The organism is Polaromonas sp. CG_23.6, assembly GCF_029892315.1.
GTDB lineage: Bacteria > Pseudomonadota > Gammaproteobacteria > Burkholderiales > Burkholderiaceae_C > Polaromonas.
Genome location: NZ_JARXUY010000001.1, coordinates 1,464,485 through 1,481,122 on the forward strand (window position 1 = coordinate 1,464,485; position 16,638 = coordinate 1,481,122).

Sequence of the window (16,638 nt, forward strand, 5' to 3'; positions counted from 1 at the left end):
CTGCTTATCCCCGCACATCAACCCTTAATTGCGTACCCCTTACCGGTTCTGCGCTAAGGTCACGCCATGAACACTCTTTTTCTCAAGCTCGGCTGGAAAACCCTGCTGCGCGATCTGCGGGCGGGCGAGTTGCGACTGCTGATGGTGGCGGTCACGCTGGCTGTGGCGTCTCTTACGGCTGTCGGGTTTTTTGCCGACCGGCTCAATGGCGGGCTGCAGCGGGACGCCCTGCAGTTGCTCGGCGGCGATGCCGTGGTGCGCAGCGATGGCCCGATTCCGGCGCTTTTCATTGAAAAAGCCCGGTCACTGGGCCTGAACGCCATTTCCACCGTCACTTTTCCGACCATGGCCCGCGCCCGGGAAGAGGACGGTGGCGCCAGCAAGCTGGTGGCTTTCAAGGCTGTTCCCGAAACTTACCCGCTGCGCGGCAACATGAGGGTAGCCACCAGCCTTGATGAAACCACGGCGCAGCCGACGCGTGACATTCCCGCACCCGGCACCGCCTGGGTCGATGCAGCGCTGCTCGATGCGCTGGGGCTGAAGCTCGGCCAGCCGCTGCTGATGGGCGATGCCCGATTCACCGTCACCCGCGTGATCGTGCAGGAACCTGACCGGGGTTCCGGCTTCATCAGCTTTTCACCGCGCGTCATGGTCAACCAGCTTGACGTCGCTGCCACTGGCCTGATCCAGCCAGCCAGCCGCACCAATTACCGCTTTGCCGTGGCAAGCAATGACGCGCAAGCCGTCAAGTCCTATGTCACTTGGGCCACCGACGAGCTGAACAAGCCGGGCGCTGAAACAGCGCTGCGCGGCGCGCGGCTCGAATCCCTGGAGAGCGGCAGCCCGCAGATGCAGCAGACGCTGGAGCGGGCCGAAAAATTCCTGAACCTGGTGGCGCTGCTGGCCGCGCTGCTCAGCGCCGTGGCCGTCGCCATCGTTGCGCGCAGCTTTGCCGCCAAGCACCTGGACGACTGCGCCATGCTGCGCGTGCTGGGTCAGCCGCAGCGGACCATTGCACTGGCCTACACATTTGAATTTGTGCTTGCCGGCCTGGTGGCCAGCGCGCTGGGCGTGGCACTCGGTTTTGCCGTGCATTACGTGTTTGTGTTGTTGCTGGCCGGGCTGGTCAGCGCTACCTTGCCGGCTGCGACCTTCTGGCCGGCGGCGTTTGGCATGGGCATGGGCTTGACGCTTTTGCTGGCGTTCGGGCTGCCGCCAGTGCTGCAACTGGCCCAGGTGCCGCCACTGCGGGTAATTCGCCGCGATGTCGGCAACCTTAAGCCGGTGTCGATGCTGGTGCTGGGCGTGGGCATTCTGGGCTTTGCAGCCTTGCTGATGGCTGCCAGCAGCGACTTGAAGCTCGGCCTGATCGCCGTTGGCGGCTTTGCCGGCGCCGTTCTGGTGTTTGCCGCTGCCAGCTACGCCGCCGTCAGGCTGCTGCGCGCTAGCGTCAATGAAGCCACCGCGCCGCGCTGGCTGGTGCTGGCCACGCGCCAGTTGTCGGCCCGGCCGGTCTATGCAGTGGTGCAGACCAGCGCCCTGGCCATCGGCCTGCTGGCGCTGATGCTGCTGGTGCTGCTGCGCACCGACCTCATCAGCAGCTGGCGCCAGGCGACGCCGGCGGATGCGCCCAACCGTTTTGTCATCAATGTGCAGCCCGACCAGGGCGACGCCTTTCAGCAGGCGCTCAAGGACGGCGGCGTGACCAAGTTTGACTGGTACCCGATGATTCGCGGCCGGCTGGTGGCCATCAACGGCAAGGACATCACGCCCGGGAATTACGAGGACGACCGCGCCAGGCGACTGGTGGACCGCGAGTTCAACCTGTCCAACAGCGCCGAAAAGCCGGCCCACAACCAGGTGGTTGCCGGCCGCTGGACACCCAATGAAGCAGGCGCCATCAGCGTCGAGGAAGGTCTGGCCGAAACGCTGGGCCTGAAGCTTGGCGACAGCCTGCGTTTCGACATTGCCGGCCAGACCAACGAAGCCAGGATCACCAGCCTGCGCAAGGTGGACTGGGGCTCGATGCATGTGAACTTTTTCGTCATGTACCCGGTGGCACAACTTGCCGCCGACGTGCCGGTGACCTTCATCAGCGCTTTTCGCGCACCCGAACCCGCCGACCCGGTGGCCAGCGGGCAGCCCCGGCCGCAAAGCTTTGACAACACGCTGGTGCGTGCCTTTCCCAACATCACCAATGTGGACATGAGCAGCACGCTGGCGCAGGTGCAGCGGGTGCTCGACCAGGTGATCCGGGCGGTCGAGTTTCTGTTCGGCTTCACACTGGCGGCGGGACTGGTGGTGCTGTTTGCCGCCATCACCGCCACCCGCGAGGAACGCGCCCGAGAATTCGCCATCATGCGCGCCGTGGGCGCCCGGGCGTCACTGCTGCGGCAGGTGCAGCGCGCCGAGTTGGCCGGTGTCGGTTTGCTGGCCGGTTTCCTGGCGTCGATGGTGGCGCTGGTGGTCGGCTGGGGCCTGGCGCGCTATGTGTTCGACTTCAACTGGACCGGTTCGTGGACTGTGCCGGTGTTTGGCAGCCTGGCCGGCGCGGCCCTGGCGCTGGCCGCCGGCTGGTGGGGACTGCGCGCCGTTCTGAAGACCCCGGTGGTGGAAACGCTGCGCAAGGCCCAGTAAAACCCAGCTGCGTGGCCTTGGCACTGCCGCACAAGCGGGAATCCGGCCGCGCTGGCTGTCGCGTATCCCCGGATTCGCGACTTCGCGGCAAGGGCGGCTGGCGGGTTCATAAAATCCTCGCTATGAACACTGATGACAAACCCGCCGAAACTCCACTCCACGAAACCCCTTTTGCCTGGATCGGTGGCGAGGAATGCGTCAAGGCGCTGGTCGAGCGTTTCTACGACCTCATGGATCTGGAGCCGGCCTACACCGCCTTGCGTGCAGCGCACGGCAGCACCCTGGACAATGCCCGAGAGCGCCTGTTCTGGTTCCTGTGCGGCTGGATGGGCGGCCCCCAACACTACACCGAACGCTTCGGCCATCCGCGCCTGCGCCAGCGCCACATGCCGCAGCAGACCGGCGGCGGCAGCATTGGCATCAAGGAGCGCGACCAGTGGCTGGCCTGCATGGACCAGGCAATGCAGGAAACCGGCGTGGACGACGCCCTGCGTGCACGGCTCAATGCCTCGTTTTTCCAGACCGCCGACTGGATGCGCAACCGCGGCGAGTGAAGGCGGCGGTTCCTGCTTGACACCAATGTGTTGATCAGGCGCTGGCCATGCCGGCCTGCGCCACCGCCAGCGGCGGCGTGCCCTGCTTGAACATTGAGGCCAGCTGCTTGCGCAGCTCTGGCGAGTCGTTGTGCCCATGCACGGCGACGGCATGCTGCACGGCGGCCTCAAGCAGCTCCTTGTCGCTGTCCGCTGACAGCGCGACGCTGCAGTTCATGGCGCTGGGAAATTCCCGGCAATCGATGTATTGGCGTGACATGATGACTCCTTTCGGTGCTGTGTCTCACCCACCCGGTTCAACGGCGTCTGGGCGGTCCGCAGAACCCATGGTTTCTCCCTGCAGCCAGGCTTGCACCGGCATCAGGGACATCCCGTGCAGAAATACAAAACCGCACAGGAAGCGCCCACCAAAGCATACTGAAGCCGCCCGGAAGAATTGTCAATATGCCGTCTGCGTTAGCACCGGCGCACACTGTCGGCCTGCAGTCAGCCACGCTTTGCAAGAGCGATAAATTAAGTATTAAAAGTGGCTTTTACGCTTTAAGAATGGGCGTTTATAGCTATTGAATCAATAGCATTACCGGTTTCAGGCGCTGGCCCTTTCACCACGGCGCCAGCAGGACCACCAGTGCCCCGGCGCCGCCATGCGCCGGCCGCGCCTGCACAAAGGCCAGCACTTCCTTTTTCTGCACCAGCCAGCTTTGCACCCGGCCCTTGAGCACCGGCGTCTTGCCGGGTGAGCCCAGGCCCTTGCCGTGCACCACGCGAACGCAGCGCAGGCCGGCTTTGTTGGCGTCGCGAATGAAGGCGCCGAGCGCATTGCGCGCATCCTCGCGCCGAAAACCGTGCAGGTCGAGCTGGCGCTGGATGCTCCAGTTGCCCCGGCGCAGCTTGCGCACCACATCGACACCGATGCCGGGGCGCCGAAAGCTCAGGGCTTCGTCGGTGTCGAGCAGGCTTTCCACGTCAAACCCGTCGGAAAGCGCTTCCTGCATCACCGCTAGCTCGTCGCGCTGGCGCTGCTCGGCTACTGGCGCCGGTCGCGCCCGTTCCAGGCTGGCCTTGAGACCCGGCTGGTGTCGCGGAGCCAGCGCCATGACGCGCCCGACAGCGCGTGAAAACAGCTCTTGTTCAGCGCGCACCCGCGCTGCGGCAGCGCGGACCTCGGCCTGGCGTTGTGCTTCCTGCTGGGCGCGCTGTTCCAGTTCGCGGCGCACAGGCAGCAAATCTTTGAAGTCCCGGATCAGCAGGCTTTTTTGGCGTGGGAAGGAGGGCGCAAACATGATGGCGGTGGAAATGGAAGGGCATGGATGCCAAAAGGCCCCATCCTAAAGCAGTCCCCGCTCGGCCATCGAGACCGATTGCGAAGCCGTCACCACAAAATGGTCGAGCACCCGGACATCCACCAGCGCCAGCGCGGTTTTCAGGGTATGGGTCAGCATCTGGTCCGCGCGCGAAGGCTCGGCCGCACCGCTGGGATGGTTGTGCGCCAGCACCACGCTGGCGGCATTCAGCGCCAGCGCACGGATCACCACCTCGCGCGGATACACGCTGGTTTGCGTCAGGGTGCCGCGAAACATTTCCTCCAGGGCAATCAACCGGTTCTGGCTGTTTAAAAACATCACCGCAAAAATCTCGTGTGGACGGCTGCCCAGCTGCAGTTGAAGGTAGTCGCGCACTGCCTGCGGTGTGCTGAACAACGCTTTTTCCTTCAGCTCTGCGGCCAGTGCGCGCCGCGCCAGTTCCAGCACGGCGACGATCTCGGCACGCTTGGCCGGCCCCAGTCCCTTGATGCATTTGAGCGCCTCGGGTCCGGTGTGCAGCAGCCCGGCCACACCGCCAAAGTTGTCGAGCAACTCCTGGCCCATCTGCAGCGCATTCTTGCCCGGCAGGCCGGTGCGCAGCAGCAGCGCCAGCAATTCGGCATCGCTGAGTGCCGCAGGGCCGCGCGCCAGCAGTTTTTCGCGCGGACGGGCGTCTGCGGGCAGATCTTTAAGAAGCATGAATAAGGCCGTTTAGGAAGAAGTGCAAGCAAAAGTAAGTGGAGTATGCCGCAGGGCAGGGCGATCCATGGCCGTGAACCCTGTTGAAAAAGCATGAAAAGGCCTGCTGGCCAACCCGCGCAAGCCGGGCTTTCTACAATAGGGCCAGTTCAGTCCCTGTTGCTGGCCGACCCTGGCTGGCGCGAAAGTCTTATGTCCACTTTGCAACCCCCAACTGTGTCCACCACGCCCCTCGTGGTCGAGCCAGGCTCCTTCCTGACGCTGCATTACCGAATGGCGGCACCGGGCGGCGCGAGCATCATCAACACCTTCGAGGGCAAGCCGGCCACGCTCAGCCTGGGCAATGGCGAGTTGTCGCCCGCCATCGAGCAGCGCCTGCTCGGCCTGCCAGAAGGAACGCGCACCACGATGCAACTGGCCGCCGGCGAGGCATTCGGCGAGCGCAACCCCGAACTGGTGCAATGGGTGGCGCGCAAGCTGCTAAACGAGTTGGGTGACCCGGATGAACGCTACAGCGTGGGCGACGTCGTGCAGTTCCCCACGCCTGACGGCATGGGCCAGTACGCCGGCGCCGTGCAGCAGATCAAGGAAGACGGCAATGCCGTGCAGTTTGACTTCAACCACCCGCTGGCTGGCCAGCCGGTGGAGTTTGAAGTCCACGTGATCGGCGTGCTGTGAAAAATATCCAGATACCTGTCGCTTCGCCTGCTGTTCCGTCACGGGAGAACCTTGCTGCGCCCCAGCATGAACCGGCACCGACACCCGCCCCGCAGCTCGAAGAAATCCTGCTGGCCGAGCCGCGCGGTTTTTGCGCCGGGGTGGACCGCGCGATCGAGATCGTCGAGCGGGCACTGACCAAGTTTGGCGCACCGATCTACGTTCGCCATGAGATCGTGCACAACACCTACGTGGTGAACGACCTGAAGGTCAAGGGCGCGATTTTCATTGAAGAGCTGTCCGATGTGCCACCCGGCGCCACGCTGGTGTTCAGCGCCCACGGTGTCAGCCGGGCCGTGCAGGAAGAGGCCAGGGCGCGCGGTTTCCAGATTTTCGACGCCACCTGTCCCTTGGTGACCAAGGTGCATGTCGAGGTCGCCAAGCTCAACAAGGAAGGCTACGAGTTCATCATGATCGGCCACAAGGGCCACCCCGAGGTCGAAGGCACCATGGGCCAGCTCGACAGCGGCATTCATCTGGTCGAGGACGTGGCTGACGTGGCGCGCATCTCGCCGCTGCAGACCGAGCGCCTGGCGGTGGTCACGCAGACCACGCTGAGCGTGGACGACGCCGCCGAAATCAGCGCAGCCATCGTGGCGCGGTTTCCGCAGGTGCGCAAGCCCAAGCAGCAGGACATTTGCTACGCCACGCAGAACCGGCAGGACGCTGTCAAGCTGCTCAGCCCGCAGGTTGATATCCTGATCGTGGTGGGCAGCCCGACCAGCTCGAACAGCAACCGCCTGCGCGAACTGGCCGCCAAGCTGGGCACCGAGGCCTACATGGTCGATGACGCCAGCGAACTGCAGGAAACCTGGTTTGACGGCAAAAGCCGCGTTGGCCTGACGGCGGGCGCGTCGGCACCCGAAATTTTGGTCAAACAGGTGATTGACCGCATCAAGGCACTGGGCGCGGTGTCGATTCGCAAGATGGACGGGGTGGAGGAAACCATCAAGTTTCCGCTTCCCAAGGGACTCAAGCTCGACGCGCAGGGCCATCAGCTGGAACTCGGCGGCAGCCAGCTCCACCAGTTGAGCTGAGTGCCGATGGCCATTGATTGCTATCAAATAGAGAGCTGTAAACGTAAGTTCGACGAGCGCTACAGCCACTTTATTCATCAAACTCCGCTGTGGAAGCTGCCTGGCCGGGCGCTGGGCGTGGACTGCGCCGAAGTCTGGCTCAAGCTGGAGCACCTGCAGACCGGCGGCAGCTTCAAGGCGCGCGGCATGCTCAACCGCCTGCTGTCCAACCCGATTCCGCCCAGCGGCGTGATCGTGGCATCGGGCGGCAACGCGGGCATTGCCACGGCGGCGGCGGCCCGTGAACTGGGCGTGCCGTGCGAAGTGTTTGTTCCCGACATCTCCAGCGCGGCCAAGCGTGCCCGGTTGGCCGCATTGGGCGCCCGCGTGGTGGTCGGCGGCGCCGCCTATGCCGATGCGCTGCAAGCCTGCCTGGCGCGCCAGCAGGAAACCGGCGCATTGCTGACGCATGCCTACGATCAGCCCGAAGTGCTGGCGGGTGCTGGCACCTTGGCACTGGAAATAGAACGGCAGGGCGGCCTGCCGGACTCGGTGCTGGTCAGCGTGGGCGGCGGCGGCCTGATTGGCGGCGTGGCCAGCTGGTTCGGGCAGCACAGCCGCGTGGTGGCGCTGGAGCCCGAGCGCGCCCCCGCTTTGTTCCGGGCGCGTGAGGCCGGTCGGCCGGTGGATGTCGAGGTCAGCGGCATTGCGGCCGATTCGCTGGGTGCAAGGCGTATCGGCAGCCTGGCCTGGGACATCACACAGGCGCAGGTGCGCGATGCGCTGCTGCTCACCGATGAATCCATTCGGGCAGCGCAGTTGTGGCTGTGGAAAGAACTCAAGCTGGCCGTCGAGCCTGCCGCCGCCTTGCCGCTGGCCGCGCTGCACAGCCGGCGCTATGTGCCGCGTGCGGACGAAACCGTCTGCCTGGTCATTTGCGGCGCCAACGTCGATCCGGCCAGCCTGAACTGAAGCGGCCACCCCATTCCTGGCCCTTGAGGCACAAAATACAATCGACCCCATGCTAGACATCAACCTGCTCCGTAAAGACCTGCCCTCGGCCATTGCCCGCCTGGAAACCCGCAAGCATCCGCAAGCCTTCCTTGATGTCGAGGCCTTCCAGACGCTGGAGGCCGAACGCAAGGCGGTTCAGATCAGGACCGAAGATCTGCAAGGCCAGCGCGGAACCTTGTCCCGACAGATTGGCCAGCTCAAGTCCAAGGGCGAGGACGCCAGCGGCGTGATGGCCATGGTCGTTGCCTCCAAGGCCGAGCTCGAAACCTCTGCCGCCCGGCTTGAACAGATCCAGATCGAGATGCAGGCGCTGTTGCTGGCCGTTCCCAACCTGCCGCACGACAGCGTCCCGCTGGGCCTCGGCGAGGCAGGCAATGTCGAGGTGCGCAAGTGGAGCCCGTTCGAAGGCCTGGGCGGCGAGCCGGCCGCCTTGAGTTTTGAGCCCAAAGACCATGTCGATGTCGGCCAGCCGCTGGGGCTGGACTTCGAATTGGGCACCAAGCTGACCGGTTCGCGCTTCACCGTCATGAAAGGCCCGCTGGCCCGGTTGCACCGCGCCCTGTCGCAGTTCATGCTCGACGTGCAGACGGCCGAACACGGCTACACCGAATGCTATGTTCCCTACATCGTCAACAGCGATTCGCTGCGCGCCACCGGCCAGTTGCCCAAGTTTGAGGAAGACCTGTTTGCGGCCAAAAAAGGCGGCCAGGAAGGCCAGGCCGAAAATGCCGCGCTGTACCTGATCCCGACGGCCGAGGTGCCGCTGACCAATCTGGTGCGCGACGAAATCATCCAGGAAGCGCAATTGCCGCTGATGTTCACTGCCCACACGCCGTGTTTTCGCTCCGAGGCCGGCAGCTACGGTCGTGACACGCGCGGCATGATCCGCCAGCACCAGTTTGACAAGGTCGAGATGGTGCAGATCGTTCATCCCGAAAAAAGCTACGAAGCGCTCGAAGCCATGACCGGCCATGCCGAGGCCATCCTGCAAAAGCTCGGCCTGCCGTACCGCGTCATGTTGCTGTGCACTGGCGACATGGGGTTTGGCGCCACCAAAACCTACGACCTGGAAGTCTGGCTGCCCGCGCAGAGCACGTATCGGGAGATCAGTTCGGTGTCCAACTGCGAAGCCTTCCAGGCGCGCCGCCTGCAGGCCCGGTTCAAGAACGCGCAGGGCAAGAACGAGTTTGTGCACACCCTGAATGGCTCCGGACTTGCCGTCGGCCGCACGCTGGTGGCGGTGCTGGAAAACTACCAGCGCGAAGACGGCGGCGTCGATATTCCCGCAGTGCTTCAGCCCTACATGGGCGGCATGGCGACTCTTTCGGCGCATGCGGCCTGAAGCAAGCCAGAAACGGCCATTCAGCCTGCTAGAATTGCCCTCACCACACACTGGAGAGGTGGCAGAGTGGCCGAATGTACCTGACTCGAAATCAGGCGTACCGTAAGGTACCGTGGGTTCGAATCCCACCCTCTCCTCCAATCAAAAGCCCAAGTGATCCTTCACTTGGGCTTTTTGCTTGGGCGCCTGTATTCTTTCCCAGTTCCAGCCTGCCAGAAAATGCACTGGATTGCATGTGTGCGGGGAAGTCGCCATCAATTTTTAGTACGCTTGACCGGTTTTTCGGACATGGCAAGGCAGCGCGTCAGGGTCTTAGCAAAGCAAGCACAGCTTGTCAAACGATACCGGACGGTGCCGCAAAGGTGATGGAACGGCTATTTGCTCGACAGCGTGGATGCTGAGTTGAACAGTGCAGATAATTTTGTATTCAGGGCCATGCAAACGAGGGCCGAATTTCCAAACCCTCTTCGTCGTTGAATGGAGCCGGTCCAGGCACTACAAAATCAATAGCGACTTACGCAAGCGGAACCTGCGCAAGACCCTCAAAACACTGTCAAACCTTGACTTTGACCAATCAGGTTCAGCGTGACGCAAGAATCGAGTACGACCCATGGCAACCTTCCCCCATAGGGGAAGGCGCAGGTCAGACTCTCAGCGCCCCGCGCCCGCGTTGGCCACTGCCAGCGCCGTCATGTTCAGGATGCGTCGCACGGTGGCCGAGGGCGTCATGACATGCACCGTGGCGGCGGCGCCCAGCAGGATGGGGCCGACTGTCACGCCTTCACCGCCGGTGACCTTCAGCACGTTGAACAGGATGTTGGCGGCATCCAGGTTGGGGCAGACCAGGATATTGGCTTCGCCGGTCAGCGTGGTGTCCATCAGCGCATTTCGGCGAATCGTCTCGGACAGGGCGGCGTCGCCGTGCATTTCGCCGTCGCATTCCACATCTGGCGCCATTTTGGCAAACAGCTCGCGGGCGCGCCGCATTTTCAGGGCAGAAGAGCGCTTGGACGAGCCGTAGTTGGAATGCGACAAGAACGCCACTTTGGGCGGCAGCCCGAAGCGGCGCACTTCATCGGCAGCCATCAGCGCAATGCTGGCGAGCTGCTCGGCGCTCGGGTCTTCGTTGACGAAAGTGTCGGCGATGAACAGCGTGTGCTTGGGCAGCATCAGCGCATTGACCGTGGCAAAGCCGGGCGCGCCTTCTTTCAGGCCGATGATGTCGCGGATGTGGTCCAGGTGCACGTCGAAGCGGCCGTGCATGCCGCACAGCATGGCGTCGGCGTCGCCCAGATGAACCATCAGCGCGCCAATGCTGGTGGTCGAGCGGCGCACGGCGGCCTTGGCGGCTTCGGGGCTGACACCCTCGCGGCCGAGCAGCCGGTGGTAGGCTTCCCAATACTGGCGAAAGCGCGAATCGTCCTCGGGGTTGACGCATTCCACGTCCTTGCCCAGGCGCATCCGCAGGCCGGCTTTCAGAATGCGTGTCTCGATCACGGCCGGACGGCCGATCAGGATCGGCGTGGCGATGCCGTCGTCCAGCGCCAGCTGGGCAGCGCGCAGCACGCGCTCGTCCTCGCCCTCTGCAAACGCCACGCGCTTGGCTGACGATGCGCGGGCGGCGCCGAACACCGGGCGCATCAGCATGCCGGTGGAATACACAAAGCGGCTCAGGCTCTGGCGATAGGCTTCCATGTCCTGAATCGGTCGCGTGGCCACGCCAGAAGCCTCGGCGGCCTTGGCCACCGCCGGGGCGATGCGCAAGATCAGCCGCGAGTCGAACGGCGTCGGGATCAGGTAGTCGGGGCCAAAGGTCAGTTCCTGGCCAGCATAGGCCCGGGCCACTTCCTCGCTGATGTCGGCCTTGGCCAGGTTGGCGATTTCGCGCACGCAGGCCAGCTTCATGGCTTCGGTGATCTTGGTCGCGCCGCAGTCGAGCGCGCCGCGAAAGATGTAGGGAAAGCACAGTACGTTGTTGACCTGGTTCGGGTAGTCCGAGCGGCCGGTGGCGATGATGCAGTCGGGCCGCACGGCCTTGGCCAGTTCGGGCCGGATTTCAGGCTCCGGGTTGGCGAGCGCCAGAATGATGGGCTTGCTGGCCATGGTCTTGACCATGTCCTGCGTCAGGACGCCGGCCGCCGAGCAGCCCAAAAACACGTCGGCGCCGTTGACCGCATCGGCCATGCTGCGCTCGGCCCCTAGCTGCGCATAACGAGCTTTGGATTCGTCAAATCCGCCGGGCCGGCCTTCGTAGATCACGCCCTTGGAGTCGCAGACATAGATGTTCTCGATCCGCACGCCCAGCCCGACCATCACGTCCAGGCAGGCGAGGGCGGCGGCGCCCGCGCCGGAGACGGCGATGCGCACGTTGCCGATTTCCTTGCCCACCAGCTCCAGCCCGTTGAGCAGCGCAGCCGACGAGATGATGGCGGTGCCGTGCTGGTCATCGTGAAACACCGGGATGTTCATGCGCTCGCGCAGCTTTTTCTCGATGTAGAAGCACTCGGGCGCCTTGATGTCTTCGAGGTTGATGCCGCCCAGCGTCGGCTCCATGGCGGCAATGATCTCGACCAGCTTGTCGGGGTCGTTTTCGGCCAGTTCGATGTCGAACACGTCGATACCGGCAAACTTCTTGAACAGGCAGCCCTTGCCTTCCATCACCGGCTTGGCGGCCAGCGGGCCAATGTTTCCCAGGCCCAATACGGCGGTGCCATTGGTGATCACGCCGACCAGGTTGCCACGCGAGGTGAAGTCGTGCGCCAGCGACGGGTCCGCCTGGATGTCCAGGCAGGGATAGGCCACGCCGGGCGAATAGGCCAGCGACAGGTCGCGCTGGTTGGACAGGGGCTTGGTGGGATTGACCGAAATCTTGCCGCGTGTGGGCAGGCGGTGGTAGTCGCGTGCGGCTTCGCGCAGCGCCATTTCGGCGGAGGAAAGGGCTTTATCCATGGTGTCTCCTGACTTTTTGTTGAACACGTGCTGAAAAAGCAAAGGGTACTGCAAATGCGCAAGGTCTCTTGCAGGACGGTTGCATGGCGACGGCTCCAAGAGATTTTTTTGCAGCGCAAGCGGGACGGCTGCAGCGTGCGCTGACCCGTCATGCCGTTGTCATCGTCCGAGGCGACAATCTGGCTATTCCCCACTTTTTCGCGCAACCATGCCTGTCGATTCAAAAGCCATCCCGCGCCGTCGCCAGGCGCTGACGCTGTCAGCCGCCGCCGTGGTGGGCCTGTGGATGCCGGCCGCGCTAGCGCAAGGCGTGTCCACGCCGTTGGCGGTGTACCCCGAACGCGCCGTCCGCATCGTCGTGCCTTTTGCCCCCGGCGCGGGCACCGATGCGATGGCCCGGCTGGTGGCGCAAAAGCTCGGCGAGGTCATGAATGCGACCTTTGTCGTTGACAACCGCGCCGGCGCCTCAGGCGCCATCGGCACGCAATACGTCGCGCAGGCGCCGGCCGACGGCTACACGCTGCTGCTGGCCGCATCGCCCTTCACCACCGTGGCCGCGTCGGTGCCCGGCGCGCACTACGACCCGCTGCGCCAGTTCATGCCGGTCGGCATGATTGCCACCGGGCCGCTGGTCTGGGCCGCCAACACCGCGCTGCCGGCCAGCAGCATGCAGGAACTGATCGCGCTGGCCAGGCGGCAGCCCGGCGTGCTCAATTACGGCTCGGCGGGCGCTGGCGGCGTGAACCACCTGGTGCTCGAACTGCTCAAGGCGCGCACCGGCACTTTCATCACGCACATTCCCTACCGGGGTGTGGCGCCGGCGACGATGGACATGATCGGCGGGCAGATCCAGCTGGTCACCGGCACCATTCCGGCCCTTCTGCCGTTCATAAAAAACGGCAGCATCAAGCCGCTGGCGGTGACCAGCGCCAAACGTTCCAGTGCGCTTCCCGACGTGCCCAGCATGGCCGAGGCCGGCTTGCCAGGCATCGACGTGGTGAATTACTTTGCGCTCATGGCCCCGGCCGGCACCCCGCCCGCCATCGTCAACAGCCTGAATGCGGCCCTCAACAAGGTTGTGGCGCTGCCGGAGGTGCTGGCCCGCTTCAAGGCCGATGCCGTCGAAGCCGCACCCGGCTCACCCGCGCTGCTCGGCCACTTCATCGAAGCCGATTACCGCGCCTGGCGCAATGTCGTGAAGACGCAGAACCTGAAGATCGAATAGCCCGCGCATCTGCGGGCAAAGGAAAGACTGCAACAGCATCCTTTCAACAAGCGTCGGTGCGACACCTCCCACCCAGCAGGGGCCGCGGAACTGGCTTTGCCAGGCCGCAGGCGCAGCGCCCCCTCGGGGGGCAGCGAACCACACGCAGTGGGTAGCGGGGGGGGGGGGTGACACTTTCCCCGCCAGCAGGGGCCGCGGAACCGGCTTCGCCGGGCCGCAGGCGCAGCGGCCCCCTCGGGGGGCAGGGAGCTACACGAAGTGAGCGACCGTGGGGGCGTTCAGTCCTGCCCTTCGGTCAGCGTGTCAAGCTGGAACTTGCCGCTTTTGTGCCAAAGCCAGGTGTCGGTATAGACCACCTTGCCCAGCCGCACCGGCGCCGGAAACGGCGAGGCCTGCCGGATGGTGCGTTCGATGTCGGCCATCACTTCAGGCGCATGGCGCGGCGCCCGCAGCCAGTCCAGCCGGGTCACGCGGCCGACCCGGTCGATTTCGACATTGATCACGCCCACGGCGTACAGCAACGGCGGCATCCGGCCCTTGTAGATGCGGTCGGCATTCAGCCCGTACAGGTGGGTGGCGCCGTCTTCCCGGTAGGCGCGGGGCGATGCCGCCGAGGAATTGCGGGCTGAGCCCCGGTTGCCAGGCACGGGCCCGACAACACCGGGCGGCTGGACCGGTTCAGAAACGGGGGCAGGCAAAGGCGCCATCTTGCACGCGCTGGCCACCAGCGCGGCAGCGCCTGTCAGCCAACGGAGCAGCCAGAATCGGCGGAGTTTGGATTCAGACATAGGCAAATTTTGTTAAGGTGATTTGTACGGGCCCTGAGCCGTCCGGGTGCACCATGAACAGTGGCGGCATCGACCGGGCAACCAGGCATCCGGCCACAAGGACTGAAGCGCACCAAGCCTGTGCCGGCCGCCGAAAGCACGGGGTTTCATCTGCAGGGGTTTCATTTCAAGACGGTTTGTTCATGGATTTTCAGCCATTTCGTCCATTGTGCCGAACACTTTTTTGCAGGGCTGACCCGCCCGCCGGCTGCAAGCGCGTGGCGACAAGCAGGATGAACGGGCGCAGGTTGGCTGTCCGATGGGCGATTTGTGCGTCATGGGCAAGGCACCCGAAGTGATGGCGGTACAGGTAGCGGCGAAGTTGTTGCATACGCCAAGCGTGTCGCCGGGCAGGGTGTGAAGACTGTCTGCTATCTAATCAATAGCTGGCTGTGCAATAAGAACGTGCGCAAAGTCACTATTTGGTCATGAAAAATACATGTATTCGGTATTCCGGCCCTGCCGGTTTTCCGGCATCAATGCACCGCCGACTTTGAAAACACATTGAGCACCACAACGCCCGCAATGATCAGCCCCATGCCCAGCAGGCCAGGCAGGTCGATGGTCTGGCGGTAAATCACGAAGCTGGCAATCGTGATCAGCACGATGCCCAACCCCGCCCAGATGGCGTAGGCAATGCCGGTCGGCATGGACCGCAGGGTGATGCTCAGGAAGTAGAAGGCGACGGCGTAACCAGCCACGGCCAGCGCCGAAGTCAGGCCGTGCGTGAAGCTGTCGCTGGCTTTCAGGGCCGTGGTGGCGACCACCTCGGCAACAATGGCAATGCCCAGGGCAAGATAAGCATTCATGCGCCACGCTTTCAGAAGGTTCAAAGAGAAACGACAATTTTAGGGGTAGGCTGCGTTGCACAATCCGCTCTGGAGGCAACCATTTCATGACCACACCCTCGTTTCATTCCCTTTCCGACGTGCAGGCGCAGCCGCGCCGGTTTCTCGACCACCTGTTCCAGGTCGCCGTCACGCGTGCCCTGCCGCTGGCCAACACAGCCCGGTTTTTGCCTGAGCCGCCCACGTCCGAGAGCGGCGGCCGCACCATCGTGATTGGCGCGGGCAAGGCCGGCGGGGCGATGGCGCAGGCGGTTGAAGCGCATTGGCCGGCGGATGCGCCGCTCGAAGGCCTGGTCGTGACGCGCTACGACCATGTGCCGCCGCGCCCCGAAGGCCTGGCGCAGCGCATCGAAGTCGTCGAGGCCTCCCATCCGGTGCCGGATGAAGCCGGACAGGCGGCAGCCGGGCGCATCCTGGCGATGGTTCAAGGTTTGAGTAAAAACGACCTGGTGCTGTGCCTGATCTCGGGCGGCGGCTCGTCGCTGCTGGCCTTGCCGGCCGAGGGTCTGAGCCTGGAAGAAAAACAGGCTGTCAACAAGGCGCTGCTCAACAGCGGCGCCAACATCAGCGAAATGAACTGCGTGCGCAAGCACCTGTCGCGCATCAAGGGCGGACGGCTGGCGGCTGCCTGCGCGCCGGCCAGAGTCGTCACGCTGACCATCAGTGACGTGCCGGGTGACGACCCGTCGATCATCGCCAGCGGCCCGACCGTGCCCGACGCTACCAGCTGCGCCGAGGCCGTCGCCATTCTCCAGCGCTACGCCATTGAGGTGCCCGGCGACATCATGCGCCTGCTGGAGCAGGGCGCGCTGGAGACGCCAAAACCTGGCGATCCAGTATTTGACGGCCATGAAGTCCACCTGATTGCCACGCCCCAGCAAAGCCTGCAAGCGGCCGCCGACGCCGCCCGCGCCGCCGGACTGATGGCTTACATCCTGAGCGATGAAATGGAAGGCGAGTCGCGCGAAGTCGGCAAGGTGCATGCGGCGCTGGCCCGCGCCGTGGCCCTGAAAAACCAGCCGTTTCAAAAGCCGTGCGTGATTCTGAGCGGCGGTGAAACCACCGTCACCATCCGCAAGCAGGCGCCCGGCACACCTCGCGGGCGCGGTGGCCGGGCCGGTGAGTTCTGCATGGGACTGGCGCTGGGCCTGCAGGGCCAGCCGGGCGTGTATGCGCTGGCGGCCGACACCGACGGCATTGACGGCGTTGAAGTCAATGCCGGCGCTTGCGTCGCGCCCGACACGCTGGTGCGCGCACTGGCCGCCGGAATGAAGCTGGACCAGTTCCTCGACCGCAATGATGCCTATGGCTACTTCAACCCGTTGGGTGATCTGGTCGTCAGCGGACCGACTTATACCAACGTCAACGATTTCCGGGCGATTTTGATTTTGTAATACGGCTGCGCGATGGCTGGTATTGTCAATTGTGCATGGCGTGCCGGTCCTTGATCTGCTTGCCAAAACGCCTTGTCCTCATGTGCCCTGGCACCCAATTGGGGCAGCATTA

The 16,638-nt window shown here is 64.1% G+C and carries 14 protein-coding genes and 1 tRNA gene; 9 read left to right on the top strand and 6 right to left on the bottom strand.

Annotated features, from left to right (window positions below; genetic code table 11):
* The first annotated feature begins 66 nt into the window (after window positions 1-66).
* Together H4V98_RS06940 and H4V98_RS06945 are read left to right on the top strand one after the other, a co-directional pair.
* The gene (locus H4V98_RS06940; protein ID WP_196861557.1) at window positions 67-2,637 is read left to right on the top strand and encodes an FtsX-like permease family protein; all 2,571 of its coding nucleotides are present in this window, start codon (window positions 67-69) and stop codon (window positions 2,635-2,637) included.
* Window positions 2,638-2,759: 122 nt separating this feature from the next.
* Entirely contained in the window at window positions 2,760-3,191 is a 432-nt protein-coding gene (locus H4V98_RS06945; protein ID WP_196861558.1) for a group II truncated hemoglobin, read from the top strand.
* Window positions 3,192-3,225: 34 nt separating this feature from the next.
* Here the strand turns inward: H4V98_RS06945 and H4V98_RS06950 are convergent, their stop codons facing one another.
* From H4V98_RS06950 to radC, 3 genes are all read right to left on the bottom strand, one after another.
* Complete coding sequence (locus tag H4V98_RS06950) at window positions 3,226-3,450, bottom strand: DUF1059 domain-containing protein (protein ID WP_196861559.1); 225 nt, start codon at window positions 3,448-3,450, stop codon at window positions 3,226-3,228.
* Between the two features lie 343 nt (window positions 3,451-3,793).
* Entirely contained in the window at window positions 3,794-4,474 is a 681-nt protein-coding gene (locus tag H4V98_RS06955; RefSeq protein ID WP_196861560.1) for a Smr/MutS family protein, read from the bottom strand.
* Window positions 4,475-4,519: 45 nt separating this feature from the next.
* The gene (radC, locus tag H4V98_RS06960; RefSeq protein ID WP_196861561.1) at window positions 4,520-5,194 is read right to left on the bottom strand and encodes a DNA repair protein RadC; all 675 of its coding nucleotides are present in this window, start codon (window positions 5,192-5,194) and stop codon (window positions 4,520-4,522) included.
* 192 nt (window positions 5,195-5,386) lie between these two features.
* On the opposite strand from radC, the gene H4V98_RS06965 reads away from it, so the two are divergent.
* The 5 genes from H4V98_RS06965 (at window position 5,387) to H4V98_RS06985 (ending at window position 9,423) form a co-directional block, all read left to right on the top strand.
* A complete protein-coding gene (locus H4V98_RS06965) occupies window positions 5,387-5,872 on the top strand; it encodes an FKBP-type peptidyl-prolyl cis-trans isomerase (RefSeq protein ID WP_196861562.1) in 486 nt (161 codons plus the stop codon).
* Between the two features lie 104 nt (window positions 5,873-5,976).
* On the top strand, window positions 5,977-6,948 hold the full coding sequence (ispH, locus tag H4V98_RS06970; RefSeq protein ID WP_196861821.1) for a 4-hydroxy-3-methylbut-2-enyl diphosphate reductase: 972 nt from the start codon (window positions 5,977-5,979) through the stop codon (window positions 6,946-6,948).
* A 6-nt stretch (window positions 6,949-6,954) separates the two neighbouring features.
* Window positions 6,955-7,899 (top strand): threonine/serine dehydratase, encoded by a 945-nt coding sequence (locus H4V98_RS06975; protein WP_196861563.1) that lies wholly within the window; start codon window positions 6,955-6,957, stop codon window positions 7,897-7,899.
* Between the two features lie 49 nt (window positions 7,900-7,948).
* The gene (serS, locus tag H4V98_RS06980; RefSeq protein ID WP_196861564.1) at window positions 7,949-9,283 is read left to right on the top strand and encodes a serine--tRNA ligase; all 1,335 of its coding nucleotides are present in this window, start codon (window positions 7,949-7,951) and stop codon (window positions 9,281-9,283) included.
* A 52-nt stretch (window positions 9,284-9,335) separates the two neighbouring features.
* Window positions 9,336-9,423, top strand: a tRNA-Ser gene (locus H4V98_RS06985).
* A gap of 511 nt (window positions 9,424-9,934) precedes the next feature.
* On the opposite strand, the gene H4V98_RS06990 is transcribed toward H4V98_RS06985, so the two are convergent.
* On the bottom strand, window positions 9,935-12,232 hold the full coding sequence (locus tag H4V98_RS06990; protein ID WP_196861565.1) for an NADP-dependent malic enzyme: 2,298 nt from the start codon (window positions 12,230-12,232) through the stop codon (window positions 9,935-9,937).
* Between the two features lie 208 nt (window positions 12,233-12,440).
* Here H4V98_RS06990 and H4V98_RS06995 point away from each other — a divergent pair, with 208 nt between their 5' ends.
* Window positions 12,441-13,457, top strand: coding sequence for a tripartite tricarboxylate transporter substrate binding protein (locus H4V98_RS06995; protein WP_196861566.1), 1,017 nt, complete (start codon window positions 12,441-12,443; stop codon window positions 13,455-13,457).
* A gap of 278 nt (window positions 13,458-13,735) precedes the next feature.
* On the opposite strand, the gene H4V98_RS07000 is transcribed toward H4V98_RS06995, so the two are convergent.
* Window positions 13,736-14,245 (bottom strand): hypothetical protein, encoded by a 510-nt coding sequence (locus H4V98_RS07000; protein WP_196861567.1) that lies wholly within the window; start codon window positions 14,243-14,245, stop codon window positions 13,736-13,738.
* 515 nt (window positions 14,246-14,760) lie between these two features.
* A complete protein-coding gene (locus H4V98_RS07005) occupies window positions 14,761-15,093 on the bottom strand; it encodes an SMR family transporter (RefSeq protein ID WP_196861568.1) in 333 nt (110 codons plus the stop codon).
* Between the two features lie 86 nt (window positions 15,094-15,179).
* Between H4V98_RS07005 and H4V98_RS07010 the strand changes: the two genes are divergently transcribed.
* Entirely contained in the window at window positions 15,180-16,526 is a 1,347-nt protein-coding gene (locus H4V98_RS07010; protein WP_196861569.1) for a glycerate kinase, read from the top strand.
* The last annotated feature ends 112 nt before the right edge of the window (window positions 16,527-16,638 follow it).

What these genes read in the sequence shown, in the direction of transcription:
- H4V98_RS06940 (WP_196861557.1), top strand. Translation starts at nt 67, where the DNA reads ATGAACACTCTTTTTCTCAAGCTCGGCTGGAAAACCCTGCTGCGCGAT.
- H4V98_RS06945 (WP_196861558.1), top strand. Translation starts at nt 2,760, where the DNA reads ATGAACACTGATGACAAACCCGCCGAAACTCCACTCCACGAAACCCCT.
- H4V98_RS06950 (WP_196861559.1), bottom strand. Translation starts at nt 3,450, where the DNA reads ATGTCACGCCAATACATCGATTGCCGGGAATTTCCCAGCGCCATGAAC.
- H4V98_RS06955 (WP_196861560.1), bottom strand. Translation starts at nt 4,474, where the DNA reads ATGTTTGCGCCCTCCTTCCCACGCCAAAAAAGCCTGCTGATCCGGGAC.
- radC (WP_196861561.1), bottom strand. Translation starts at nt 5,194, where the DNA reads ATGCTTCTTAAAGATCTGCCCGCAGACGCCCGTCCGCGCGAAAAACTG.
- H4V98_RS06965 (WP_196861562.1), top strand. Translation starts at nt 5,387, where the DNA reads ATGTCCACTTTGCAACCCCCAACTGTGTCCACCACGCCCCTCGTGGTC.
- H4V98_RS06975 (WP_196861563.1), top strand. Translation starts at nt 6,955, where the DNA reads ATGGCCATTGATTGCTATCAAATAGAGAGCTGTAAACGTAAGTTCGAC.
- serS (WP_196861564.1), top strand. Translation starts at nt 7,949, where the DNA reads ATGCTAGACATCAACCTGCTCCGTAAAGACCTGCCCTCGGCCATTGCC.
- H4V98_RS06990 (WP_196861565.1), bottom strand. Translation starts at nt 12,232, where the DNA reads ATGGATAAAGCCCTTTCCTCCGCCGAAATGGCGCTGCGCGAAGCCGCA.
- H4V98_RS06995 (WP_196861566.1), top strand. Translation starts at nt 12,441, where the DNA reads ATGCCTGTCGATTCAAAAGCCATCCCGCGCCGTCGCCAGGCGCTGACG.
- H4V98_RS07000 (WP_196861567.1), bottom strand. Translation starts at nt 14,245, where the DNA reads ATGTCTGAATCCAAACTCCGCCGATTCTGGCTGCTCCGTTGGCTGACA.
- H4V98_RS07005 (WP_196861568.1), bottom strand. Translation starts at nt 15,093, where the DNA reads ATGAATGCTTATCTTGCCCTGGGCATTGCCATTGTTGCCGAGGTGGTC.
- H4V98_RS07010 (WP_196861569.1), top strand. Translation starts at nt 15,180, where the DNA reads ATGACCACACCCTCGTTTCATTCCCTTTCCGACGTGCAGGCGCAGCCG.